Below are 22186 nucleotides of genomic sequence, written 5' to 3' on the forward strand. Positions count from 1 at the left end.
TCGGCGCGGAACGAAGACCTCCCATGCCGACTTGTGCAGGGTCGCGCGAGTGCCATGTTATAGCACGACCGAGCCCCCTCCCCCGGAGAAGGATCCATGCCGCATCCCGCCATCGTCAAAGACAATGTTGCCGTAATCACCGGCGGCGCGTCCGGGATCGGATTCGCCGCGGCTTTGGCGTTCGCGCGCGATGGCATGAAGGTGTGTATCGCCGATGTGGATCAGGTGCGGCTGGCGGACGCCGCGACAAGACTCTCATCCGTCACGTCCGCCACACATGTGATGACCTTCGCGATTGACGTCAGCAAGACCGAGGGCGTGACGGAACTGGAGCGCGCCGTGCGCGAGCGCTTCGGCGGCACCGACATCCTCATGAACAATGCGGGCATCCAGCCCGGCAGCACGCTGTTCGGCGAACCCGACAATTGGCAGCGCATCATCGACGTCAACATGTGGGGCATCATCAACGGCTCGCGCATCTTCGCGCCCAACATGATCGCGCGCGGCAGGGCCGGGCTCATCATCAACACCGGCTCGAAGCAGGGCATCACCACCCCGCCCGGCGATCCCGCCTACAACGTCTCCAAGGCCGGCGTGAAGGCTTTTACCGAAGCGCTCCAGTACGAGCTGCGCAACACTGCGGACTGCCGCATCACCGCGCATCTGCTGATTCCCGGCTTCGTCTTTACGGGGCTTACCGCGAAGGGCCGGACAGAGAAGCCGGCCGGCGCCTGGACGGCCGAGCAGACCGTGAATTTCATGCTGGCGCGCCTTGAGGACGGCGATTTCTACATCCTGTGCCCGGACAACGACGTTCCGCGCGCGCTCGACGAAAAGCGCATGCTGTGGGCCGCAGGCGACATCGTGGAGAACCGCCCGCCGCTGTCACGCTGGCACCCGGATTATGCGGATGCATTCGCGAGGTTCGTGAAGGGAGAGTAGTTGATCCTCATGGTGAGGAGCGCGGAACGCGCGTCTCGAACCATGCAGGCCCGGTTGGGGCCTCGATCCTTCGAGACGCCCGCTTGCAGCGGGCTCCTCAGAGCTTGAGAATGTTTCGCTCCCGCCGAGAGAGCTTTGCATTGCCTGGAGAGCAGTGACCCCAAGGTTTTCAGCTGAACCGGCCCGCTGATGGGGGCTTTGTTGGCGCCTATTGGTGCGGGCTCGCCTATTTATGCCGCTTGCGCCTTGGCGTGTAAGGCGAAGAAGCGCATCATGTTGTGAGCGACCGCGAACCACAACAGGTGGATGCGGGCCTTGATCTTGCCGCGCAGGGATAACTGGCGCAGGCCCATGCGTCGGGCATGGGCGTTGATGCATTCGTGTTCGCAACGCAGCCGGTAGAACGCCTTGCCATCGTCGCTCTTCATGCGTTCACGCCAGTCCGCGACGCCAACACCGTCACCTTTCTTAGGGGCATAAGGGTCGGTGCCGTGTTTTGTCTGCGCTGGCGGACACCACACTTTTATACCGTTGGCATGGGCCCACTCAATGGCTTCGTTTTTGGTGAAGCCGCCATCGACCAGATAGTTGGAGGGTTGGTAGCCTTCGGCATGCACCATCTCGATCCCCGGCTGGGCCAAGCCCCGATCCGAGCCGCTGGTATCGATATCGACCGCAACGATCACCTGGTGTTCCGGAGCCGATACGATCTGTGTGTTGTAGGCCGGGCGCCATCCGCCATCGGCCATCTTCATCACCCGTGCGTCGGCATCGGTGGTGGAAGCGCGCGGCGACTTCTGCTTGGCCACCTCTTTCTTGTTGGTTTTCTCTCGCCGCTCCCGCTCGGCTTCCAGCTCCTTCATGCGTTCCTGCGCCGCCGCGATCCGCTCCGCACGCTCGCGGGCGCCACGCTCCTTTGCCGCACGCCGACGCCGATCATCGGCCGCAGGATCGGTCTCGACTTCAAAGCGCAGGCGCTCCACCCGCGTCTGCGCTGCCGTCTTCAACTCATCAAGCCGTGGCCGCCGGCGGAACGAGCCCGCCCCGGCCGCCGCGCGCACCCGCAAACCATCCTGCGCCAAGGTGTCGAGCGACACCAATCCAGCGTCCACCATCGACGCGACGCCCTGTGTCAGCAGCCGTTCCAGAACCGCCATATGGGCGATCCGGAAGTTCGACAGGCTGTGATAGTTCATCGACACTCCGCCGCACAACCAACGATAGATCAGATGATCCCGGCACAGCCGGTCCAGTTGGCGAGCGCTGCCCACTCCATCGATCGTGGCCCAGAGCCAAAGCGCCAGCATCAGCTTCGGCGAGGCCGGCGGATGTCCGGGCTCGCCCTCCCGCGCCTTGATGACGTCGTACAGCGCCGACAGATCCAGCCCCTCGACAAACGACCAAACCGCGCGGACCGGATGATCATCCCCTACCAGATCGTCCAATGCCGCGACCTGCATGCTCATCTGGCTGCGTTCCGGTTCTCGCAACCGCACCGCGCCGCGTCCCTTGGGTAGTGGCTTATCCTGCTCGGGCAAGTCTTCGAACAATTGATCGTCAGCCATCATCTGCCCCTGCTTCGCCCCGTCATCGAATCATAGCAAAGCGGCTACGGCAAATGCCCGTTTAGACGAAAGATTCTCACCCTCTCAGGATGAGGGGTTACACATGGGGCGCTCTACAGCGTCTCTTGCTGGTGCCCGCAATTCTTGCAGGCAAACTTGATGCGGGTCTGTCCCTTTGGCGCCTGCACACGGTTCGGGGCGCCGCATTTACCGCAGACGGCCTCGATGCGGGTATCGCCCTGCTTGACGACGACGGTTTTCTTTTCCATCGATTCGCGGATCAGGCGCTCGGCCTCCTCACGCAGGGATTGTTTCGACAAGGCTCGTCTCCGCGATAAATGCGGGCGTGGCTTATCCCACCTGCGGCGAAATCACAATCCGAAACGGCTGGTCAGACCTCGACAATCACGTAGCTGTCCTCAACATGCACCGGAAACGTCTCGGCAACATACGGACCTTTCTGGAGTTCCTCGCCGCGCTCCACCGCGACCGGATATGACCTTATCTTGACGCGCTTCGGGTCGAACCAGGACTGGCCGTTGCGCATGTCGAATTCCCAGCCGTGCCAGGGACAGCGCAGCATCTCGCCGACGCGCGAGCGCTGATAGATACCCGGCTCGGGCGAGGTCAGCCGCGCCACGCAGGCCGCTTTCTCCAGCGGCGCGCCTTCGTGCGGGCAGCGGTTCAGCAGCGCGAAGAACTCGCCATTGACGTGGAACACGACAATGTCGCGGCCGGCGACATCGACGACCTTGTTGCCACCGGGTGGGATCTCCGAGATGGACGCGACGATGTGACGGGCCATACCGTTCAGACCCCTCTCAGAAATTGTAGACCGCGCGGGCATTGCTGCTGAAGATCTTCTTTCGCTCGGCTTCTGTCAGCGGCGTCTTGAAGGCGAAGCGCGGATCGTCGAAATCCCAGTGCGGATAGTCCGACGAGAACAAGAGACGATCGATGCCGACCCATTCCATCAGCGAGCGCAGGTGCCGGGCCTCGTCAGGTTCGTCGATCGGTTGCGTCGTGAACCAGAAATGCTCACGGACGTATTCCGACGGCTTGCGCTTGAGATGCGGCACCTCGCTGCGGAAGCGCTCAAAATGCTGGTCCATTCGCCACACCGCGGACGGGATCCAGCCGAAGCCGCCCTCGATGAAGACGAACTTCAATTTTGGGAAGCGCTCCGGCACGCCCTCGATCACGAGACTGGCAAGCTGCGCCGCAATCGTGTGCGCGTTGGACTGGTGCTCCTCGACATAAAAGGACGGCCAGCCGCCACCGGTCGGCGCATGCCCGCCATAGCCGCCGACATGGATGCCCAGCGGCAGGTCCAGTTCTTGGGCACGCTCGTAGATTGGCCAGTAGCGGCGACGGCCGAGCGGCTCATTGGCGCGCGGCGAGACGTTGATCTGGATATATTCGCCGATTTTCGCGCAGCGTTCGATCTCGGCAATGGCGAGATCGACGCCATCCTGACCGACCAGGATCGAAGCCTTCAAGCGCGGGTCGCGATGTGACCAGAACGCCAACTGCCAGTCATTGATCGCACGCTGGATCGCGGCGCCGAATTCGAGATTCTGCTGCGAGAAGATGAAGAGGTCGAGCACCTGCAAAATCCCGAACTCGACGTCGAGCGGATCGAGGTGCTGCTTCTGCATGAAGGCGAGATCCGAGCCGGGCGGCCCGCCCGTCGGCGGCCAGGCATCGCGGCGCGCGATCAACGGCGAGGAGCGAGGATAAGGCGTGGTGAACAGATACGGCGTGCGCAAATGGCTGCCATATTCCTCCAGATGCTGCTGCCAGCGCTTTGGCAGGAACTCGTTGAGATCGTCGGGCGAATGCAGGCTCGGATGGACGTCGCAATCGACGATGCGCAGCCGCGAGGCGGCGGGCTTCTCGTCTTCCCCCAGCGGGCGGTCGATGACTTCACTCATGCGAACCTCCAAAGTCAGTTGGCGAGCGACAGCCGCGGAAACGTCTCCAGCGGGTTGTCGACACACATCTTCGAGATGATGCTGTTCGGCAGGTTCGGCGGGATCGGATCGTCGCCGTCGAACTGCCAGTGCGGATAGTCGGACGCGAACAGGAACATCTTCTCAGAACCGATCTGCTCGATGATCTCCTCGACGCTTTTCGCGTCGCCAGGTGCGTCGAACGGCTGCATGGTGACGCGAAAATTGTCGCGAATGATCGCAGCCGGCTCGCGCTCGACCCAGGGCACCTCGACGCGCACCCCGCGCCAGGTCTTGTTGGCGCGCCACATGAAGGCCGGCAGCCAGCTCACGCCGGATTCCATCAGCACGACCTTGAGGTCCGGAAACTTGCCGAATACGCCCTCATAGATCAGGCTCAGGATCTGCGCCTGAAACGCCTGCGCCTCGACGAAGTAATATTCGTAGCGGTGCGACGGCCAGCCGGCCGAGCTCGGCGCCTGCCGATATTGCGTGCCGGCGTGGATCGCGAGCGGCAGCTTGTACTTTTCCGCGAGCCGATAGACCGGCCAGAAATGCCGCCGACCCAGCAGCGTCTCGCCTTGCGCCAGCACGAGGATCGAGACGAAGCGGTGATCACCGGCGCGGCGCTCGATCTCTTCGACCGCCAGTTCCGGGTCCTGCATCGGCACCACGATCGAGGCACGCAAGCGCGAATCGCGCGACAGCCACTCAGTGGCGATCCAGTCGTTGATCGCCTTGCAGAAGTCGGCCGCCATGTAGGGGTCGAACACGGCCTGCGCACCATAAAGCACGTTGAGGATCGCGTGGCTCGCGCCAAGCTGGTCGAACGCGCCCTTCTGCACCATCGCGAGATCGGATCCGGGCTTGGCCCCATTCTTCGGCCGCCAGTCGGCGCGGCCCGCCAGCGGCATGCCCGGCGGATAGGAGGTCAGGTCGAGCCCGTCGATGGCGCGGCTCACGACCTGCTCTTTCCAGTGATCGCTGAGATAAGGCAGCAGCGTCGTGCGCGTGCCACCAACCGCCGGGTGGATGTCACAGTCGATCCGCATCGCTGCCATAAGGTTCCTCGCCAAGGTAATTATAAGCACATCTTTTTGGCGGCATTCTTTGTGTGCCGCTCGCGCAGAGTGCTCCGGCCGCCGCCGGTGCGCAAGGGCGCGCGCCCGCGCGATCCGTCATGGCTCGGTTGCATTTCGCAGGCGCAATACGTGCCGGCGCCGAAGCAGCGAAGCGAATTGCTCCGCTGCTTCCTTGCGTATTGTCATGCCTCTCAAGCCGCCTTGGAGACTTCCATCAGCAGACGTTCCGCCTTGGCATCCTCGATGCGGTTCACCATCCGGCTGCTTTCATGGTTGTCGCGGACCGTCTTGGTCAGGGTGATGCAGGTCTGGATCAGCATGACGATGCCCATGGTGAGATAACCCTTCATCCAGAGGTCGATCGGCAGGAAGAAGATGCCGATGGCGATGAGGAAGGCGGAGGCTGCGAAGGACACGTAAGTGAAAGTCACCCAGGCGCCGCTGTGGGGCTGGCCATTCTGGTTCATGATGGTCTCCTGCTGGTTCGAACGATGATGAGGTTTGGGATCAGACAGTCGGCGTGCGCTTGGACTTCAACCGCGCCAGCACGTCGTCCGCGGTCGTCTTGAGCCGGGGGCCAAAACCCTGCTCGGCGAGTTTTTCGGCGGTGGCGAGCGGACCGGTGGCCGCATCGAGCTCGACCAGCGCGTCGTCGGCGGCCTGGGCTTCCATCTGCCGCTCACGAAGACGCCTCAAAGTGCTCTCCGCCTCCGGCAGCGTAGATTCGTAGGGGCGTGCCGCATCGATGCCGCTGCGGCGAAGCGAGCGCACCGCCTCCGAGGCACGGGCGACACGGCGGCCGCGGTCGAGCTCGGTGATGCGGGCTTGCGCGCTTGCGACGTGCCGCTTCAACCGGGCGATCTCGGTTGCGAACAGCGCGCGTGCCGTCAGCGCCGCATCGCGATCGGCCTCCAGGCCCGCGATGGCTTCGGCGGCATCGTTGGCGAGATCCTCGCGGCCGCCGTCGAGCGCCGCAACCGCGCGGGTCTCGAGATCGGCGATGCGGGCGACGGTCGCCTCGAGCTTGCGGCCTTCTTGCTGGTCCTGCGCGATCGCCAGCGCCAGGGTCCGTTTGCCGCGCTCGAGGGCGGCGGCCGCGTCGCGCATCTGTTGATCGAGGATCAGAAGGGCCGTCCGGTCTTCCAGCTCCTCGCCCGCGGCGGCCACGCTGCCGCGGAAAAGTGTCACTACGGTCTTGAACATCTGAAGCTCCCTGTTATGAGCGTTGCTCACACATGGTTTGTAGCAGAAAACTTGAACATCGTTCAAGAAATCTTTGAGCAACGCTCAGAAATTTGATTAGAAATGACCAAGGCATTGGCACGCCGAGAGAAACTTCGATCCGACCTGATCCTGGCGGCGGAACGAATGATCGCCGACAGGGGATTGGCGGGCCTGAAAACCCGCGATCTCGCCCGCGAGATCGGCTGCGCCAACGGCGCGGTCTACAATCTCGTCGCCGACGTGGACGAGCTGATCCTGCGCGTCGGCTCGCGCACGCTGCTTCGGCTCGACGAGGCCCTGAGCACGGCGGAAAGCGCGGGCGAGCCGTCGCCGCAGGAGACCCTGGTCTGGATCGCCCTCGCCTATTGCGACTTCGCCGCGGAAAATCTCGAACTATGGCGTGCGCTGTTCGAGCATCGCACGGCAGCCGACAAGCCCCTCCCCGACTGGTCCATCGACGACCAGCTGCAGCTGTTCCGCCACGTCTACCAGCCGCTGGCTGCGCTGTTTCCAAAACGCAGTCGGGAGGAGCTCGGCATCACCGCGCGCAGCCTGTTCTCGGCGGTGCATGGCATGGTGGCGCTGGGACTGGAGCAGAAACTGGTCGCGGTACCGCTGCCGGCGCTCCGGAAGGAAATCGCGGGCCTGGTGCGCGCGATGGTCGACGGACTGATCGCGCGGGCGGCGTAGATGCCGAGAGAACACGGCTCAACTGTCGGCGGCGCCTGACTAAAATTTCACCTGTCGCATCGCATGCGGCGCGCTTAGCTTCGCGAGGTTTACGCCTCTCTCCGGAGCTCCAATGCCCCTCCTCATCCGCGGCGGCACCGTCGTCAATCATGATCATTCGCGCCGGGCGGACGTGCTGATCGACGGCGCGACCGTCGTCGCGGTCGGGCAGTCGCTCGATGCGCCCACCGGCAGCGAGATCATCGATGCCGGCGGCGCCTACGTCATCCCAGGCGGCATCGATCCGCACACCCATCTCGAAATGCCGTTCATGGGCACGGTCACCGCGGACGATTTCGAATCGGGAACCAAGGCGGCGCTGGCCGGTGGCACCACCATGGTGGTGGATTTCTGCCTGCCCGATCCCGGCCAATCGATGCTCGCGGCCTATCAGGAGTGGCGACACAAATCCGAGAAGGCGGCCTCCGACTACGGCTTCCACATGGCCGTAACATCCTGGTCGAAGCAGATCCATGACGAGATGGAGACCGTGGTCAAAACCTACGGCATCAACACCTTCAAGCACTTCATGGCCTACAAGGGTGCGCTGATGGTGAACGACGACGAGCTCTACAACTCGTTCGCCCGATGCGCCCATCTCGGCGCCATGCCGGTCGTGCATGCGGAGAACGGCGACGTCGTCGCCCTGATGCAGGAGGCGCTGATCGCGCGCGGCGTCACCGGGCCCGAAGGACACGCCTACTCGCGGCCACCGGAGGTCGAGGGCGAAGCCACCAACCGCGCCATCATGATCGCCGACATGACGGGGACTCCGGTCTACATCGTGCACACGAGCTGCCGCGAGGCGCATGAGGCGATCGCGCGGGCACGCGCAACCGGCAAACGCGTCTATGGCGAGCCGCTGATCCAGCACTTGCTGCTCGACGCCGATGAATATCAGAACAAGGATTGGGATCATTCCGCGCAGCGCGTGATGTCGCCGCCGTTCCGCGACAGGTCGCATCAGAATAGTCTTTGGGCCGGCCTGCAAGCCGGCTCGCTGCAGGTGGTCGCGACCGACCACTGCGCCTTCACCACCGAGCAAAAGCGGTTCGGGCTCGGCGATTTCAGAAAGATCCCGAACGGCACCGGCGGCCTCGAAGATCGCCTCGCGCTGCTATGGACCGCGGGTGTCACCACGGGACGGCTGACGAAGGAAGAATTCGTCGCAGTGACCTCGGCGAATATCGCCCGCATCCTCAACATCTATCCGCGCAAAGGCGCGGTCGCCGTCGGCTCGGACGCGGATATTGTAGTTTGGGATCCCAAGGCGAGCAGGACCATCAGCGCGAAGCGGCAGATGAGCCGGATCGACTACAACGTGTTCGAGGGCTTTTCCTGCACCGGCGGAGCGGCGGCGACGCTGTCGCGCGGCCGAATCGTCTGGAAGGATGGCGATCTGCGCGCCGAGGCCGGCGACGGCCATTATGTCGAGCGCCCGGCGTTCTCGCCGGTGCATGTCGCCAATTCCACCTGGAAAGAGCTGACAGCCCCGCGCGCCGTCGGCCGCGGAGCGGTGACGCCGTAGAATTGAAGGTCCGCGCAGCATCCGACGCCGTGAAGCGCGGCCGATGGCATGCGCCTTGCCTCTTTATGGTGCAAATCTCTCAAGAGTGAGGCACCCATGAGCGCATCATCTTTCGACCTAAACCGCCGCAGCGTGCTCGGTGGCTTCGGCCTCGCCGGAATAGCGGCCGTTGCGCCCCGTCTCGCCCGGGCGCAGGGTCGTGCCGAGACGCTGCTGGTGGTGCAGGAGCTCGGGCCAAACTCGCTCGACATGCAGGGCGTCGGCTCCAACCAGACCGTGAACGGGCTGTCCTGGAATTGCTACGATCGCCTACTGAGCTACGCCTCCAAGAACCTCCCGGACGGCACCCTGTCTTATGACCGCGAGAAGCTCGCACCTGAACTCGCCGAGAGCTGGGAGGTTGCCGCAGACGGCATGTCCTGCACTTTCAAATTGCGGAAGGACGCCAAATTCCACGACGGTACGCCAGTCACGGCCAAAGACGTCAAATGGTCGTTCGACCGCGCGGTGAAGGTCGGCGGCTTTCCGACCTTCCAGATGTCGGCGGGATCGCTGGAAAAGCCCGAGCAGTTCGTCGTGGTCGACGACCACACCTTCCGCATCGACTATGTGCGCAAGGACAAGATGCTGCTGTTCAACGTCGCGGTGGTCGTGCCCTTCATCATCAACGCGGAGCTCGCGAAAAAGAACGCGACGGCGGAAGACCCGTGGGCGCTGGCGTGGCTCAGGAACAACGAGGCCGGCGGCGGCGCTTACAGGATCGAAAGCTGGAAGCCGGGCAGCGAGACCGTGCTGGCGCGCTTCGACGATTGGAAGTGTGGACCTCTCCCGAAGCTCAAGCGCGTGATCGCGCGCGACGTCCCCTCCGCCGGCACCCGCCGCGCCATGCTGGAGCGGGGTGATGCGGATATCTCCAGCGGCTTCGCGCCGCGTGACTTCGAGCAGATCATCAAGGAGGGCAAGGTCAAGGTCTCGGGCGTGCCGATCCCGAATGCGCTCTGGTCCCTTGCGCTGAACACGGCAAAGCCGCCGTTCGACAATGTGAAACTGCGCCAAGCCGTCGCCTGGGCGATGCCGTATGAGCAAATCCAGAACAGCGCATTCTTCGGGCGTGCCGTTCCCATGTATGGCGGAGCAGCAGACGTCTCGAACCCGGTCTGGCCGCAGGCGTTTCCGTACGTCACCGATCTCGACAAGGCCAAAGCCCTGATGAAGGAGGCGGGCTTCGAGTCGGGACTGGAGACGACGCTGTCGCTCGACACCGGCACCGCCACGGTCGGCGAGCCGACCGCGATCCTGATCCAGGAAAGTCTCGCCAAGATCGGCATCAAGGCGGCGATCGAGAAGATCCCCGGCGCGAACTGGCGCACGACGCTGAACAAGAAGGAGCTCCCGCTCGCGCTGAATCGTTTCAGCGGCTGGCTCGATTATCCCGAGTATTACTTCTACTGGAACTTCCACGGCAACAACTCGATCTTCAACATCTCCTCGTACCAGAACAAGGAGATGGACGCGCTGATCGACAAGGCGCGGTTCACCACGGATGCTGCCGAGTACGACAAGGCCGTGAAGGATTTCATCGCGCTCTGCATGCGCGATGTTCCCGTCATTCCGCTCAACCAGCCGATCCACGACGTCGCCATGCAGAAGGCCATCACCGGCTACGAGTTCTGGTTTCATCGTGAGCCTGACTACCGGCAGTTCGCGAAGGGCTAGTTTTGGCGGGCGACGCTGACGGTGCGTGAGGCGGCGCGCGCCTGCTCGGACGGGAACCCCCGCGCGAGCCGCGCCTCGCTCGCGCGCAGCATCGCCGTTTCGAGCTTGCCTTGCTGCGATCCATCCAGGGCGCAAGCGAAAATCCGATAGAATTGCGCGCCATCATAGGCAACCAGCAGCAGGTCGACCCCCGCGTTGATGGCTTCCACGACGGCCTGGCAGACGTCGTGCTGGTAGATCGCCCCCATCACGAGATCGTCGGTCATGACGACGCCCTGATAGCCCCATTTGTCGCGAATGATCCCCTCGACGACACGCTTCGAATGCGAGGCGGCGCGATCGGGATCGACGGCCGTGAGCGTGACGTGGCCGACCATGAGCGCGCTGCGCGAATGCGACAGCACCTCGCGGAACGGAAGCCAGTCGGTTGCTTCCAACTCCTTCACCGGCGTGTCGAGATTGGCGCTGAAATGATGCGTGTCGGTGCGCACGCGCCCGATGCCGGGAAAATGCTTGAGCGTGGCGCCGACGCCGGATTGCTCCAGCCCGCGCACATAAGCGCGCGCGATCGCGCCGACGACGGCCGGATCGGTCGCAATCGCGCGCTGACCGATGAGTGTGTGGAAGTCGAGACGATTGCGCCGGCCCGGCGGCTTGAGATCGAGCACCGGCGCGAGATTGAGGTTGACACCGAGCCCGGCGAGTTCACGTCCGTGGATGCGGCCGAACTCTGCCGCTTTGGCCTGTTGGTCATCGGGGGCAAGCCCGGCAAGCGTCGCCAGCGCCGGCAGCTTCGTCAGCGGCGGCGCAAGGTGCCCGACGATGCCGCCCTCCTGGTCCGCGGCCACGACCAGCGGCGGCAGGCCGGCGGCTCGCCGCTTGCCCTGGAGCGCCGCGATCTCGGCACGCAGCGCCTCGACGGACCGGCTCCGGATGTTGTGCCGGGTGACGTAGACGCCGCCGATCAAGCCCTGCTCGGCAAGACGCGCGACCTCGGCAAAAGAGGAATAGCCGACCATGAAGTGAGGTCCGAGCTGACGCGCCTCGGCCGCACTGGCGGCAAGAACATCGTGCTTGCGCAGTTCAAATTTCAGGTGCGCCGCCGACATCAGGAGTGGCGGAACGCACCAGAGCATGACGAGCAGCTTGCCCGGGATGCTGCGCCAACGGCCGCGGTGCAGCAGCACGATGACGATTACGATGCTTGTGACGACAATCGCGATGTTTCCGACGCCGCGCAGCACGAGAAGATAGGGGTCGTTCTTGTTCGCGGCCGCAAATGCGACGAGAGGCGCGGCAAGCCAGAGCAGGATGAGACCGGTGCGGTTGAGGAGCTGCATGATGCGTCACGCCCAAGGTGATGTGTGCATCGCACCTATCAAAGCGATCTGCGCCGCGTAAGGACCAAAAGCGCGTCTGCACATAATCTGCAAAAGACTCCTGAAGCCATGCAGACGACGATCCCGCCTTCTGCACAAACGACGTTCAGACTTCGTGATGCCACCATTCACGAAAGGCCATTTGAACATGACGAGCCTGGCTTCGACGATAGCAGCGGACCTCCAGCCGATCAGGCCTTCCTCCATTCTTGCCAAGCTTGGCCTCGCACTGGCACTGGTTGCGCTCGCCGACTGGCTGTTCTATGGCCCGCGTATCGGGCTATCGCTGACCCTCTTTGCGATCGCGACGGCTTGCGTGTCGGTGCTGTTCAATCATGCGGCACTGGACCTGCGACGCGGCATCACCAGCACGGCCATTCTCGTCGCCGGTCTCGTGCCGGCGACAGAGGAGCTCAACACGCTGTCCTTCCTGATCCTCGTCGCGGCGCTGCTGATGGCGCTGCTGCTCGCAACTAATTCGAAGACGACGGACCTCGCGGACCGCGCCCGGGCGCTACGAAACTTTGTCCTGTTTGGTCCCTTCAGGGTCTTCCCCGAAGCACTTCAAATCTTCAACATGTCCGCACTCACTCGGAGCATCGCACTCTGGCTTCTGCCTGCAGTGCTGAGCACTGTCTTCATCGCACTGTTCGCCGCAGCCAATCCGCTGATCGAGCAGTGGGTGTTCCTGCTCGATCCAAAGCTCATCCTCGACTATGTCAGCATCCCGCGCGTGCTGTTCTGGACCATGATGCTGGCGCTGGTCTGGCCGTTCATCCATGTGCGCTGGCGGCGCAGGACGATTCCCACCACGACGGTCGTCGATGGCTTTGTGCCGCCGCCGCTGCCGTCCCAAGTCTCGGCTCAGTTCCTGGGCCCCTCCACCATCCTGCGCTCGCTGATCCTGTTCAACCTGCTGTTCGCTGCGCAATCGATCCTCGACGGTATCTATCTCTGGGGGCATGTCGCGCTGCCGACTAATTTGACCTATGCGGCCTATGCCCATCGCGGCGCCTATCCGCTGATCGCGACCGCGCTCCTCGCCGCCGCCTTCGTGCTGGTGGCGATGCGCCCGGGCGGTCCGGCGGAGAAATCGAAGATCATCCGGCCGCTGGTGTATCTCTGGGTGGGACAGAACGTCCTGCTCGTCGCCTCCTCCATCCTTCGCCTCGACCTTTACGTCGACATCTACATGCTGACCTATTGGCGCATCGCGGCCTTCATCTGGATGGGGCTGGTGGCGCTCGGGCTGATCCTGATCGTCGCCCGCATCGTCCTCGACAGGTCCAACCAATGGCTCGTCGGCGCCAATCTGATCGCGTTAACGATCGCGCTGTATGGCTGCTCGCTGGTGAACTTCGACGCGTTCATCGCCGACTATAATCTGAGCCACAGCAACGAAATGTCGGGGAAGGGCTTGAGCATCGACGCCAACTATCTCCTCACACTCGGGCCGCAGGCGCTGCCTGCCCTCGACAAGGTCATCGCTCATCGCCCGGGCGACAACTGCCTTGTGTCGCGGCGCGATCGGCTTGTAGAAGTCCACCGTCAGGATCTGGCCTGGCGGAGCTGGAGCTTCAGGAACTGGCGGCTCCAGCGCAGGCTGGACGCCCTGGCGAAAGCTCGGTCGGCGGGCTGACGAAGCAGCGGAGAGATTCTTGGCGCATCGCATTCTCATCGTCGACGACGAAGGCCATATCCGCGAGGTCATCCGCGTCGCTTTGAGGAAAGCCGGCATGGACGTCATCGAGGCGCGCGACGGCAAGGAGGCGCTGACCCGCTTTGCCGCCGATAGGCCTGACCTGATCGTACTCGACATCGGCATGCCCGAATTCGACGGCCTCGACGTCTGCCGCGAGGTGCGCAAAGCCTCCGACGTGCCGATCCTGTTCCTGTCGGCCCGCGACGAGGAGATCGACCGCATCCTCGGCCTCGAGATCGGCGGCGACGACTACGTGACGAAGCCGTTCAGCCCGCGCGAGCTGGTGGCGCGGGTCAACGTCATCCTGCGCCGTCTCGGTTCGCGCAATGGCGAGGCCAAGGCGGGGCCGTCGGCACTCGCGCAAGGCGGCCTCATGGTCGATCCCGAGCAGCATGTCGCGTCTTTTGCCGGAACGCCGCTGAAGCTGACCGCGATCGAGTTCGGCATCTTGCGCGCGTTCCTGACCCGGCCGACCTCGGTGTTCAATCGCGAGCAGCTGATGCGAGCGGCCTACCAGCTCAACATCCAGGTCTCCGACCGCACCATCGACAGCCACATCCGCAACATCCGCGCCAAGCTCGCGGCGCAGGCCTGCGACAACGTCATCGAGACCATCCACGGCGTCGGCTTCAAGCTCGGCCGCTGCGAGAAAGAGGCATGAGCGCGGCGCCCGACAAATGGCGGCCATCGCTTACCCTGGTGATCTTCACGGTGCTGGCGACCGTCGGCGTGCTGCCGCTGGTCGGCCTGTTCTTCTTCCGTCTCTACGACAACCAGCTGATCCGCCAGACCCAGGCCGAATTGATCGCGCAGAGCCGCGTGCTCGCGACGATCTACGCGCAGGAAGTCATAGCAAGGCTCGATAGCGGCCTCACGCTCGGCGCGGAGGTACCATCAGGCGTGCTGCCCGACCCCGGCGACCAGGTCACCCCGATCCGCCCCGCGCTCGACCTCACCGCCAACGATTTGTTGCGGCGGCGGCCGGATGCGCTAGCCGCGACCCGGCCGGCGCAGCCCGTCTATGTCGAGATCGGCGCAAGACTGACGCCGATCATCCGCGAGACCCAGAAGGTGACGCTGGCAGGCTTTCGCATCCTAGATCCCCAAGGCGTGGTGATCGCCGGGCGGCAGGAGGTCGGGCAATCGCTCGCCCATATCGAGGAGGTCGCCGACGCGCTGCATGGGCAATACCGCGCCACCCTGCGCAACCGAGTGCCCGACAAGCCGCCGCCGTCGATCTATTCCTTCAGCCGCGGCCTCGGCGTCCACGTGTTTTCGGCCATGCCTGTTATCGTCAACAACCGCGTCGCAGGGGTGATCTACACGACGCGGACACCGAGCAACATCTTCGACCATCTCTACCAGGAGCGGGCCAAGTTCGTGCTGGCGGGTCTTGCCGTGGTTCTCGGCACGATCGCGATCGGCCTCGTATTCTCGCGCACCATCACGCTGCCGATGCGCGAGCTGATCGATCGCGCCACCAGAATTGGCCGCGGCGACCGCGAGGCGTTCAGGCCGTTGCGGCACTACGGCACGCGCGAGTTCGCCCAGCTCTCGCACAGTTTCCTCGGCATGGCCGAACAGCTCGCGCGGCGCTCGGACTATATCGCGACCTTCTCGGCCCACCTCACCCACGAACTGAAATCACCGCTGACCTCGATCAAGGGCGCCGCCGAGCTGTTGCAGGATTCGGTTCAGGGCAAAGCGGGCAGCCTGACGCTGGTCGAGCAGGAGATGTTCATCGCCAACATCCTGTCCGACACAAAGCGGCTGGAAGCGATGGCGCAGCGGCTGCGCGAACTCGCGCGTGCCGAAGGCCTGCCGCAAAACGAGCGCACGGAATTGGCGCCGGTAATTGCCGATCTCAGGAGCCGGTTTCCGGCGAGCTCGATCGAGGCCAGCGGCAGCCTCGACCTGAGGATCGGCATGTCGGCCGAGAAGGCGCTGATCGTGCTGTCGCACCTCGCGGACAATGCGATGCGGCACAAGGCTGGGAGAATCAGGCTGGAGGCGATCGACGAGCGCACGACCCTGCGTCTGACTGTGAGCAATGACGGAGAGCCGATCTCGGCGCCGAACCGCGACAGGATCTTCGACGCGTTCTTCACCACCCGCCGCGACCAGGGCGGCACCGGGATGGGGCTCGCGATCGCACACGCGGTGATGGCGAGCCATGGCGGCTCGATCAGGCTCAAGCCGACCGAGCAGGGCGCGGCGTTCGAGCTGCAGTTTCCAATGGGCTAGATCGCGAACACCCAGGCGGCCACGATGGTGCCGATGGTGACCAGACCAGCGATGGTCCAGCCGGCGGCGTATTCCAGCTCAGGATGACCGGTCGCCCGCATGATCTCTGCCGGATCGGCGGTATGCTTCTCTGCCATGACAGCCTCGCACGTTACTTTCCGCGTCATATGTAAGTCGCATCAGCCACCATTAGGTTCCATCACGGAAATGCGAGGAATGACGCAGCTTGGTTTGTTCGCCGATCCGCACGCAGGGCCCGCCGGTCTTCGCTATGCCGATGACTTCGTCGAGGCCGCCGCCGAGCAGGCGCTCATCGGCCGCATCGCGGCATTGCCGCTCCAGCGATTCCAGTTCGGCGCCTTCGAGGGCAACCGCCGGGTGGCGTCCTTCGGCTATCGCTATGATTACACAGCGCAGCGGCTGGCCGAGGCCGAGCCGATCCCGGATTGGGTCCTCCCCATCGCGCGGCAGGTCGAGGCATGGGCGGGCCTCGCCAGCGGCAGCGTGCGGCAGGTGCTCTGCACCGAATACGAGGCCGGCGTCGGCATCGGCTGGCACCGCGACAAGCCGCATTTCGACAAGATCCTCGGCCTGTCGCTCGGCTCGTCCTGCAAATTCCGCTTCCGCCGCCGCAGCGGCGACAAATGGGAGCGCCACACGCTCGAAGCCCGGCCGCGCTCGCTTTACGTGATGGACGGCGAGGCGCGGTCGCAATGGGAGCACAGCATCCCACCGGTCGAGGCGCGCCGCTATTCCATCACCTTCCGGACGATGAAGCAGGCCTGACAGGCGGGCCAAAACAAAAAACGCGAAAACAACCCCATGCACAGTAGAACGGCCGTGTCGGTGCGAGGCTCGGCCGCGCGCCATAACCGTTTGACACCTCGGGACAAAACAGCCGCACCGCGCAAAGGTGCAAGGCCCGGCGAACTTGCCTTCTAATTCGCGTTTACATGCTAAACTGGTTCCACGCGCCGCCCGAAGGGGAAGCCGCGATAGCAGGTCCAGGGAGGCAAGATGAAAGCCGGTCGATTGATCCTCGCCTGCGGCCTCGTTGTCGCTACCGCCTCCGGCGTCGCCGATGCCTCCGACGCGACGCCCGCAAAAGTCTCGGGCTCGACGGCGCTGGCGCTCGCGGGGGTGATCGCGCCGCTGTCGTCGGTCCTGTCCGGCGCCGAGAAGAAGGCGATGGCGATGCTGTTCGCCGCCAACAGCGACATTCCCTACAAGAAGCCGATCGTGGTGACGGCCGATCGAATCGTCTGCCGCGCCGGCAATGTCGACATCACCGTGCGGAACTGCGAGGTCACCTTCGGCAAGAAGACCAGGACAGTGAATGGCTCCACGGCCAGCGAGATCTTCGCCACCGAAGCCCTGGCCGGCATTCCGCCCGACGGCGCCGCAGGATCGAATTTCGAGAGCCTGACCAAGCTGAGCTGCACGATCGACCCCAATGCCATCCGCCGAAAGGACGGCAGCGGGGCGGATTGCACCTTCCAGCCGGGAAATTGATCCACGCGTGGAGGACGCGCCGAGAGAACCATGGTGCCGTGAAATCGCCTCATGACCAGCTAACTAATAAGGCGAATTGAAAAGACGGGCCAAACGCGCGAGCCCATATAGGGCACGCAGGGCCAACACCGACATGAAGAATTTCCTCGCATTGTTTCTGATCCTGGGCGTGACGGCAGCCTCCGCGCACGGCCCCCTACCGATGTGGCCGGCCGCGCCATCCGACGTTGTCCGGGTCGGCCTCACCGACAACGACACCACCGCGGGCGGCACCGCGCGGCTGTGCGAGCAGGTCACCTTCTCGCGCGGCCTGCGCTACGGCGAGAGCGAAGCCAATGTGCTCGATGTCGCCACCGCCACGACCAAGGCGGATACGCCGCGGCCGGTGCTGCTGTTCGTGACCGGCGACACCTTCACCGGCGACCGCTCCGCGCCGGAGCTGTCGCGCCAGATCCAGGACCAGGCCATGTGCTTTGCCGCACGCAACGACATGATCGGCGTGCGCGTCAACTACCGGCTGGCGCCCTCGGCGACGTGGCCGGCGGGTGCGACCGACGTGGCGGCGGCGCTGTCCTGGGTCCACGGCAATATCGACCTGTTCAACGGCGACGCCCGCGAAATCGTTGCGGTCGGCTACGGCGCCGGCGCCTTCCATGTCGCCACCCTGCTGGCCCATCCCGAACTCCAGACCGACCGCGCCGACGTCGCGGCGCTCGTGCTGGTGTCCGGGGTCTACCGCGCCGGCAAGGACGCGAGCGATAGCGAGAAGGCCTATCTCGGCAGCGACGCCAGCCAGTACAACAAGCGTTCGGTCTTCCCCGGCATCCTCAATGTCGACATCCCGATCGTGCTGGCCTGGGCGGCGGATGATTCCGCCGGCATCACGACGCAGGGCGAAACCCTGAAGAAGACGCTCTGCGGCGCCGGCCATTGTCCGCGTAGCGCACTGCTGCGCAGCCGCGACGGCATCGCAAGCGCCTTCGGCCTCGACGGCTCCGGCGACAGCCTCGCCGAGCCGACGCTGCTGCTGGTGCATCAGCTCGAGGCGCGGGGCTTGCCGTAGCGGCCGGTTGGTGGCGGTACGCTAACGACACAGACCTTTTGCTGGGCTACCCCTCTCCCCCGCCCTCCCCCACAAGGGGGGAGGGCGCGCAGCGGAGCGCGTGGCTTCTCTGTACGCTCATCGTTATGAAGCCAATGAGTCAAAATGCACTCGCCACAAGCAAGGTGTGTTCCCTCCCCCCTTGTGGGGGGGGGCTAGAGAGAGGGGTGCCACACGGCACACTCTCTCGATTGTCGGCGCGTCAGCACGCTTGCCCCTTTCCTCGGGCAGACAGCTGCGTTGCAGAAGAGGCCGTTCAAGCCACAGCTTCGACAAACGCTTGACCTAGATCAACTCGCCTTGCTGCGGATCGAGCCGACCTCGTTGGGGGCCAACGACAAGGTGTTGAGTATGGGCGTCACCGGCAGAATGCTGTTCGTTTCGATGATCGCGTTCGCGTCGCTCGGCGCGATGTCCGAGCAACGCGCCGATCAACCCACCGCGGGCAACGAAATCCGCATCGGCAATGTCATGCCGTATTCGGGACCGCTCTCGGAGTTCGGCGCCATCGGCCAGGCGGAAGCGGCCTATTTCGACATGGTCAACGCGCGCGGCGGCATCAACGGCCGCAAGATCCGTTTCATCACCCGCGACGACAATTCCGACCCGACGACCGCGCTGGAGCTGACCCGCAATCTTGTCGAGAAGGACGACGTGCATCTGATGTTCGGCTCGTTCGGCACGCCGGGCAATCTCGCCGCGCGCTGGTATCTGAACGCGAAGAAAATTCCGCAACTGTTCGTCGCCTCCGGAGACGAGGAGCTGAGCCAGGCCAAGGCGTTTCCCTGGACCATGGGCTGGCAGCCGTCGTACCGGTCGGAGGGGCGCATCTACGCCAACTATCTCCAGGCTTATTATCCCAGGAAGAAGATCGTGGTGCTCTGGCAGAACGACCAGTTCGGGCGTGCGCTTCTCAAGGGCATGGAGGAAGGACTTGGCGATCTGAACCGTCTCGTCCTCGTCGACATCGCCTTCGACATTGCCGATGAGCATCTCGACGGACACGTCTCGATCCTCAAGCGCGCCGGCGCCGATATCTTCGTCTTTCTCGGCGTGCCGTCGACGGCGTCCAAGGTGATCAAGCTGGCGGCGGCGATGAAATGGCGCCCGGTCTTCATCGTCAATGACGCCTCGGCCTCGATCGCCAATGCGATGGCGCCCGCAGGCCTGGAGAATTCCTCCGGCGTGATCTCGGCGGCCTTTCTGAAGGATCCGAGCGATCCCGCATGGAAGGACGATCCCGCCATGAAGGACTGGTTCGCTTTCATGGACAAGTACCATCACGACGAAAGCACCAACAGCAGCGCTGCACTGTTTGGCTACGCCGCGGCAGAGGCGCTGACGCAAGTGCTGAAGCAGTGCGGCGACGACCTGTCGCGCGAGAACATCATGCGTCAGGCGGCTTCGCTGAGGAATTATCAGCCCTCGGTCGCCCTGCCCAACATCAGGATGAACACCTCGCCGAACAGCTACCTGCCGATCAGGCAGATGCGGCTGGTCCAGTTCGACGGCCGCTCCTGGCAACCCTTCGGCGACGTGATCGAGACGGCGTTTACGGAAGGTGCCGCGCGGTGAGGTGACTCACGCTGGCAGCGGTAGCGCACGGAGAAAACGTGACTGGGAGCTCGCCCGCGGCCATCCTTCGAGACGCCCGCCTACGGCGGGCCCTCAGGATGAGGGTCGCGTTTTCGCGGCGAGATATCCGACCCTCATGGTGAGGAGCCCGCCAGAGCGGGCGTCTCGAACCATGCAGGCCGTGCACGTTCGACAACCTCTCAACTGCGATATGCGATAGCCCGGCTCACGCCGGCTTCAGCGAAGCCAGCGCGTTCTCCAGCAGCGAGCGCACCCGCGCCGCGTCGCCGGATTTGACCACGGCGGGATCGAGATAGAGCTCCAGCCCCGGCGCTCGCTCGGTGATGATCCCGCTCGTTTCGGCCGCCGCATCGTTCAGCGCGTCGACCGAATAGGGAATGACTTCGCGGCTGATGCCCTTCATCGTGATCGCGGGCAGCGCGTGGGCGCGGACGACGTCGCTGACCAGCGCGAAGGTCTCGTAGCTCAGCACGATGCCGCCGGGCTCGGCGATCGATTGCAGGCGCGCGGCGAGGTTCGCCTCGGCACCGATGATGGTGTAGTCCATGCGGTCGCTGCTGCCGAAATTGCCGACATTGCAATAGCCCGAATTGATGCCCATGCGGGCCTTGAACGGCAGCTCGATGCCGGAGGCGCGCCATTTCGCATTGAGCTCGGTGAGACGGTGCTGCATGCGCCAGGCCATCTGGAGGCAGGCCTGCGCGTCGGCGCGGTCGCCCTTGGTCTCGGGATCGCCGAAGAAGATCAGCATGGCATCGCCGATGAACTTGTCGATGGTGCCGCCAAATTCGTGGGCGACCGCCGACATCTCGGTGAAATATTCGTTGAGGAGCTGGGTCAGCAACTCCGGCTGGAGCCGCTCCGCCGTCGCGGTGAAGTTCTGGATGTCCGAGAAGAAGATGGTGAGCTTCTTGCGCTCGGTGTGGATCGTCACGTCCTTCTGGCCGGAGAAGATGCTCTTGTAGACCTGCGGCGGGATGTAGCGCGAGATCTTCATCGACAGCGAAGCCAGGAAGTCGTTGGCGGATTCGAGCTCCTTGTTCATGCCCTTGATGCGGCTGGCCTGGCGGCGCTGCAGCGAGAGAAACGACAGGCCGCTGCCGGCGGCGATCAGGAAATAGGCCAACAGGAACTTGAACGAGAAGATGTTGGCGGCGATCGGCTGGGCGATGATCACCTCCTGGATGCCTCTGACGTCACCGACTTTCCAGTCTTTCTTCGGGCTCTCGGGATGGCTGTTGTGGCAGCTGACACAGGCCGGGCCCATCGTGACGGGCGCGATCAGCCGGACCTTGTCGTTGAACAGCGAGGTCTCGGTCTCGACGATCTTCTGCTCGGGGTCGGCGCGCAGGGCTTCCAGCGCGTCCTTCTCGAATTTGTCGAGCTGGTGCGAGGCGCGGTTCTGGAACGGGAAGTCCGAGACGAAACGGTAGGTGATGTTCTCCTGCTGCGCCCCGATTACTCGGCCAAGCTCCAGCGACAGCGTGGCCGGGATCGGGATCGCGCCGGGGACGGATTCGTAGTTGTGAACGACCTTTGTCGAGCCATTTGGGCTGGCGAGGATGCGGCCGACCACGTTGGAGGCGTAGTAGCTGCGCACGCTGGTAATGACCGAATTGAGATCGGCGGCCTGCCGGCGCAGCGCCGTCTTGCTCAGCTCCGTCAGGTCCAGCCACACGGCCACCGGCAGCGCGAGCAGCAGGAAGGCGATCGCGGCACCGGTCAGGATGCCGCTCTTGCGCTGCTCTTCGGAGATCTCTTGCTTCACTCTTTGGCTCCGTGATGAGCGTTCTTGTCTTGAACCGGCGATTTGCGGCACAGAGCCAATAAACGCGCTCCCGCGCAACCCCATTTTATGGTGGTCGCGCCAAGCGGCTTTTCGTTTCATGGCGAATGTTTAAGATCGGCATTGA

General features: G+C 64.0%; 21 protein-coding genes. 11 read left to right on the forward strand and 10 right to left on the reverse strand.

Going from position 1 to position 22186, the window contains the following annotated elements; all coding sequences use genetic code 11:
* Positions 1-96: 96 nt before the first annotated feature.
* On the forward strand, positions 97-942 hold the full coding sequence (locus tag BRA471DRAFT_RS32490; protein WP_007615091.1) for an SDR family oxidoreductase: 846 nt from the start codon (positions 97-99) through the stop codon (positions 940-942).
* Between the two features lie 230 nt (positions 943-1172).
* Here the strand turns inward: BRA471DRAFT_RS32490 and BRA471DRAFT_RS32495 are convergent, their stop codons facing one another.
* The 7 genes from BRA471DRAFT_RS32495 to BRA471DRAFT_RS32525 all read right to left on the reverse strand — a co-directional run bounded on the left by BRA471DRAFT_RS32495 (position 1173) and on the right by BRA471DRAFT_RS32525 (position 6744).
* A complete protein-coding gene (locus BRA471DRAFT_RS32495) occupies positions 1173-2510 on the reverse strand; it encodes an IS1182-like element ISBrsp10 family transposase (RefSeq protein WP_007610752.1) in 1338 nt (445 codons plus the stop codon).
* 110 nt (positions 2511-2620) lie between these two features.
* Positions 2621-2827, reverse strand: coding sequence for a hypothetical protein (locus BRA471DRAFT_RS32500; RefSeq protein ID WP_007615092.1), 207 nt, complete (start codon positions 2825-2827; stop codon positions 2621-2623).
* A gap of 71 nt (positions 2828-2898) precedes the next feature.
* The gene (locus BRA471DRAFT_RS32505) at positions 2899-3312 is read right to left on the reverse strand and encodes a Rieske (2Fe-2S) protein (RefSeq protein WP_007615093.1); all 414 of its coding nucleotides are present in this window, start codon (positions 3310-3312) and stop codon (positions 2899-2901) included.
* A gap of 16 nt (positions 3313-3328) precedes the next feature.
* Positions 3329-4441: an amidohydrolase family protein gene (locus BRA471DRAFT_RS32510; RefSeq protein WP_007615096.1), complete on the reverse strand. Its 1113-nt coding sequence runs from the start codon at positions 4439-4441 to the stop codon at positions 3329-3331.
* A gap of 14 nt (positions 4442-4455) precedes the next feature.
* On the reverse strand, positions 4456-5520 hold the full coding sequence (locus BRA471DRAFT_RS32515) for an amidohydrolase family protein (RefSeq protein WP_007615097.1): 1065 nt from the start codon (positions 5518-5520) through the stop codon (positions 4456-4458).
* 212 nt (positions 5521-5732) lie between these two features.
* Positions 5733-6008 carry a YiaA/YiaB family inner membrane protein gene (locus BRA471DRAFT_RS32520; protein ID WP_007615098.1) on the reverse strand — a complete coding sequence of 92 codons (276 nt, stop codon included), beginning with the start codon at positions 6006-6008 and terminating at the stop codon, positions 5733-5735.
* Positions 6009-6048: 40 nt separating this feature from the next.
* Positions 6049-6744, reverse strand: coding sequence for a PspA/IM30 family protein (locus BRA471DRAFT_RS32525; protein ID WP_007615099.1), 696 nt, complete (start codon positions 6742-6744; stop codon positions 6049-6051).
* A gap of 102 nt (positions 6745-6846) precedes the next feature.
* Here BRA471DRAFT_RS32525 and BRA471DRAFT_RS32530 point away from each other — a divergent pair, with 102 nt between their 5' ends.
* From BRA471DRAFT_RS32530 to BRA471DRAFT_RS32540, 3 genes are all read left to right on the forward strand, one after another.
* Positions 6847-7455: a TetR/AcrR family transcriptional regulator gene (locus tag BRA471DRAFT_RS32530; RefSeq protein WP_007615100.1), complete on the forward strand. Its 609-nt coding sequence runs from the start codon at positions 6847-6849 to the stop codon at positions 7453-7455.
* 112 nt (positions 7456-7567) lie between these two features.
* On the forward strand, positions 7568-9022 hold the full coding sequence (gene hydA / locus BRA471DRAFT_RS32535) for a dihydropyrimidinase (RefSeq protein ID WP_007615101.1): 1455 nt from the start codon (positions 7568-7570) through the stop codon (positions 9020-9022).
* 96 nt (positions 9023-9118) lie between these two features.
* Positions 9119-10738: an ABC transporter substrate-binding protein gene (locus BRA471DRAFT_RS32540; RefSeq protein WP_007615102.1), complete on the forward strand. Its 1620-nt coding sequence runs from the start codon at positions 9119-9121 to the stop codon at positions 10736-10738.
* On the opposite strand, the gene BRA471DRAFT_RS32545 is transcribed toward BRA471DRAFT_RS32540, so the two are convergent.
* Entirely contained in the window at positions 10735-12078 is a 1344-nt protein-coding gene (locus BRA471DRAFT_RS32545) for a glycoside hydrolase family 3 N-terminal domain-containing protein (protein ID WP_007615103.1), read from the reverse strand. The genes BRA471DRAFT_RS32540 and BRA471DRAFT_RS32545 overlap by 4 nt on opposite strands.
* Positions 12079-12265: 187 nt before the next feature.
* Here BRA471DRAFT_RS32545 and BRA471DRAFT_RS32550 point away from each other — a divergent pair, with 187 nt between their 5' ends.
* The 3 genes from BRA471DRAFT_RS32550 to BRA471DRAFT_RS32560 are packed head-to-tail and all read left to right on the forward strand — an operon-like array spanning position 12266 to position 16063.
* Positions 12266-13756 carry a DUF4173 domain-containing protein gene (locus tag BRA471DRAFT_RS32550; RefSeq protein WP_007615104.1) on the forward strand — a complete coding sequence of 497 codons (1491 nt, stop codon included), beginning with the start codon at positions 12266-12268 and terminating at the stop codon, positions 13754-13756.
* A 19-nt stretch (positions 13757-13775) separates the two neighbouring features.
* The gene (locus BRA471DRAFT_RS32555; RefSeq protein ID WP_007615105.1) at positions 13776-14480 is read left to right on the forward strand and encodes a response regulator transcription factor; all 705 of its coding nucleotides are present in this window, start codon (positions 13776-13778) and stop codon (positions 14478-14480) included.
* The gene (locus BRA471DRAFT_RS32560; protein WP_007615106.1) at positions 14477-16063 is read left to right on the forward strand and encodes an ATP-binding protein; all 1587 of its coding nucleotides are present in this window, start codon (positions 14477-14479) and stop codon (positions 16061-16063) included. The genes BRA471DRAFT_RS32555 and BRA471DRAFT_RS32560 overlap by 4 nt, the downstream gene beginning before the upstream one ends.
* Here BRA471DRAFT_RS32560 and BRA471DRAFT_RS39200 read toward each other — a convergent pair.
* The gene (locus BRA471DRAFT_RS39200; RefSeq protein WP_007597071.1) at positions 16060-16200 is read right to left on the reverse strand and encodes a hypothetical protein; all 141 of its coding nucleotides are present in this window, start codon (positions 16198-16200) and stop codon (positions 16060-16062) included. The two genes, BRA471DRAFT_RS32560 and BRA471DRAFT_RS39200, sit on opposite strands and share 4 nt — an antisense overlap.
* Before the next feature lie 79 nt (positions 16201-16279).
* Between BRA471DRAFT_RS39200 and BRA471DRAFT_RS32565 the strand changes: the two genes are divergently transcribed.
* The 4 genes from BRA471DRAFT_RS32565 (at position 16280) to BRA471DRAFT_RS32580 (ending at position 20252) form a co-directional block, all read left to right on the forward strand.
* On the forward strand, positions 16280-16849 hold the full coding sequence (locus tag BRA471DRAFT_RS32565) for an alpha-ketoglutarate-dependent dioxygenase AlkB (protein ID WP_007615107.1): 570 nt from the start codon (positions 16280-16282) through the stop codon (positions 16847-16849).
* Positions 16850-17080: 231 nt separating this feature from the next.
* The gene (locus BRA471DRAFT_RS32570) at positions 17081-17575 is read left to right on the forward strand and encodes a hypothetical protein (RefSeq protein WP_007615108.1); all 495 of its coding nucleotides are present in this window, start codon (positions 17081-17083) and stop codon (positions 17573-17575) included.
* A 133-nt stretch (positions 17576-17708) separates the two neighbouring features.
* The gene (locus BRA471DRAFT_RS32575) at positions 17709-18638 is read left to right on the forward strand and encodes an alpha/beta hydrolase (RefSeq protein WP_007615109.1); all 930 of its coding nucleotides are present in this window, start codon (positions 17709-17711) and stop codon (positions 18636-18638) included.
* Between the two features lie 390 nt (positions 18639-19028).
* On the forward strand, positions 19029-20252 hold the full coding sequence (locus tag BRA471DRAFT_RS32580; protein ID WP_035975254.1) for an ABC transporter substrate-binding protein: 1224 nt from the start codon (positions 19029-19031) through the stop codon (positions 20250-20252).
* Positions 20253-20478: 226 nt separating this feature from the next.
* Here BRA471DRAFT_RS32580 and BRA471DRAFT_RS32585 read toward each other — a convergent pair whose 3' ends face one another.
* Positions 20479-22041, reverse strand: coding sequence for an adenylate/guanylate cyclase domain-containing protein (locus tag BRA471DRAFT_RS32585; protein ID WP_007615113.1), 1563 nt, complete (start codon positions 22039-22041; stop codon positions 20479-20481).
* Positions 22042-22186: the final 145 nt, after the last annotated feature.

The organism is Bradyrhizobium sp. WSM471, assembly GCF_000244915.1.
GTDB lineage: Bacteria > Pseudomonadota > Alphaproteobacteria > Rhizobiales > Xanthobacteraceae > Bradyrhizobium.

Coding starts and splice junctions, on each gene's coding strand:
- BRA471DRAFT_RS32490 (WP_007615091.1), top strand. CDS start 97: ATGCCGCATCCCGCCATCGTCAAAGACAATGTTGCCGTAATCACCGGC.
- BRA471DRAFT_RS32560 (WP_007615106.1), top strand. CDS start 14,477: ATGAGCGCGGCGCCCGACAAATGGCGGCCATCGCTTACCCTGGTGATC.
- BRA471DRAFT_RS32505 (WP_007615093.1), bottom strand. CDS start 3,312: ATGGCCCGTCACATCGTCGCGTCCATCTCGGAGATCCCACCCGGTGGC.
- BRA471DRAFT_RS32540 (WP_007615102.1), top strand. CDS start 9,119: ATGAGCGCATCATCTTTCGACCTAAACCGCCGCAGCGTGCTCGGTGGC.
- hydA (WP_007615101.1), top strand. CDS start 7,568: ATGCCCCTCCTCATCCGCGGCGGCACCGTCGTCAATCATGATCATTCG.
- BRA471DRAFT_RS32545 (WP_007615103.1), bottom strand. CDS start 12,078: ATGCAGCTCCTCAACCGCACCGGTCTCATCCTGCTCTGGCTTGCCGCG.
- BRA471DRAFT_RS39200 (WP_007597071.1), bottom strand. CDS start 16,200: ATGGCAGAGAAGCATACCGCCGATCCGGCAGAGATCATGCGGGCGACC.
- BRA471DRAFT_RS32530 (WP_007615100.1), top strand. CDS start 6,847: ATGACCAAGGCATTGGCACGCCGAGAGAAACTTCGATCCGACCTGATC.
- BRA471DRAFT_RS32510 (WP_007615096.1), bottom strand. CDS start 4,441: ATGAGTGAAGTCATCGACCGCCCGCTGGGGGAAGACGAGAAGCCCGCC.
- BRA471DRAFT_RS32495 (WP_007610752.1), bottom strand. CDS start 2,510: ATGATGGCTGACGATCAATTGTTCGAAGACTTGCCCGAGCAGGATAAG.
- BRA471DRAFT_RS32525 (WP_007615099.1), bottom strand. CDS start 6,744: ATGTTCAAGACCGTAGTGACACTTTTCCGCGGCAGCGTGGCCGCCGCG.
- BRA471DRAFT_RS32515 (WP_007615097.1), bottom strand. CDS start 5,520: ATGGCAGCGATGCGGATCGACTGTGACATCCACCCGGCGGTTGGTGGC.
- BRA471DRAFT_RS32565 (WP_007615107.1), top strand. CDS start 16,280: ATGACGCAGCTTGGTTTGTTCGCCGATCCGCACGCAGGGCCCGCCGGT.
- BRA471DRAFT_RS32570 (WP_007615108.1), top strand. CDS start 17,081: ATGAAAGCCGGTCGATTGATCCTCGCCTGCGGCCTCGTTGTCGCTACC.
- BRA471DRAFT_RS32575 (WP_007615109.1), top strand. CDS start 17,709: ATGAAGAATTTCCTCGCATTGTTTCTGATCCTGGGCGTGACGGCAGCC.
- BRA471DRAFT_RS32580 (WP_035975254.1), top strand. CDS start 19,029: ATGGGCGTCACCGGCAGAATGCTGTTCGTTTCGATGATCGCGTTCGCG.
- BRA471DRAFT_RS32520 (WP_007615098.1), bottom strand. CDS start 6,008: ATGAACCAGAATGGCCAGCCCCACAGCGGCGCCTGGGTGACTTTCACT.
- BRA471DRAFT_RS32550 (WP_007615104.1), top strand. CDS start 12,266: ATGACGAGCCTGGCTTCGACGATAGCAGCGGACCTCCAGCCGATCAGG.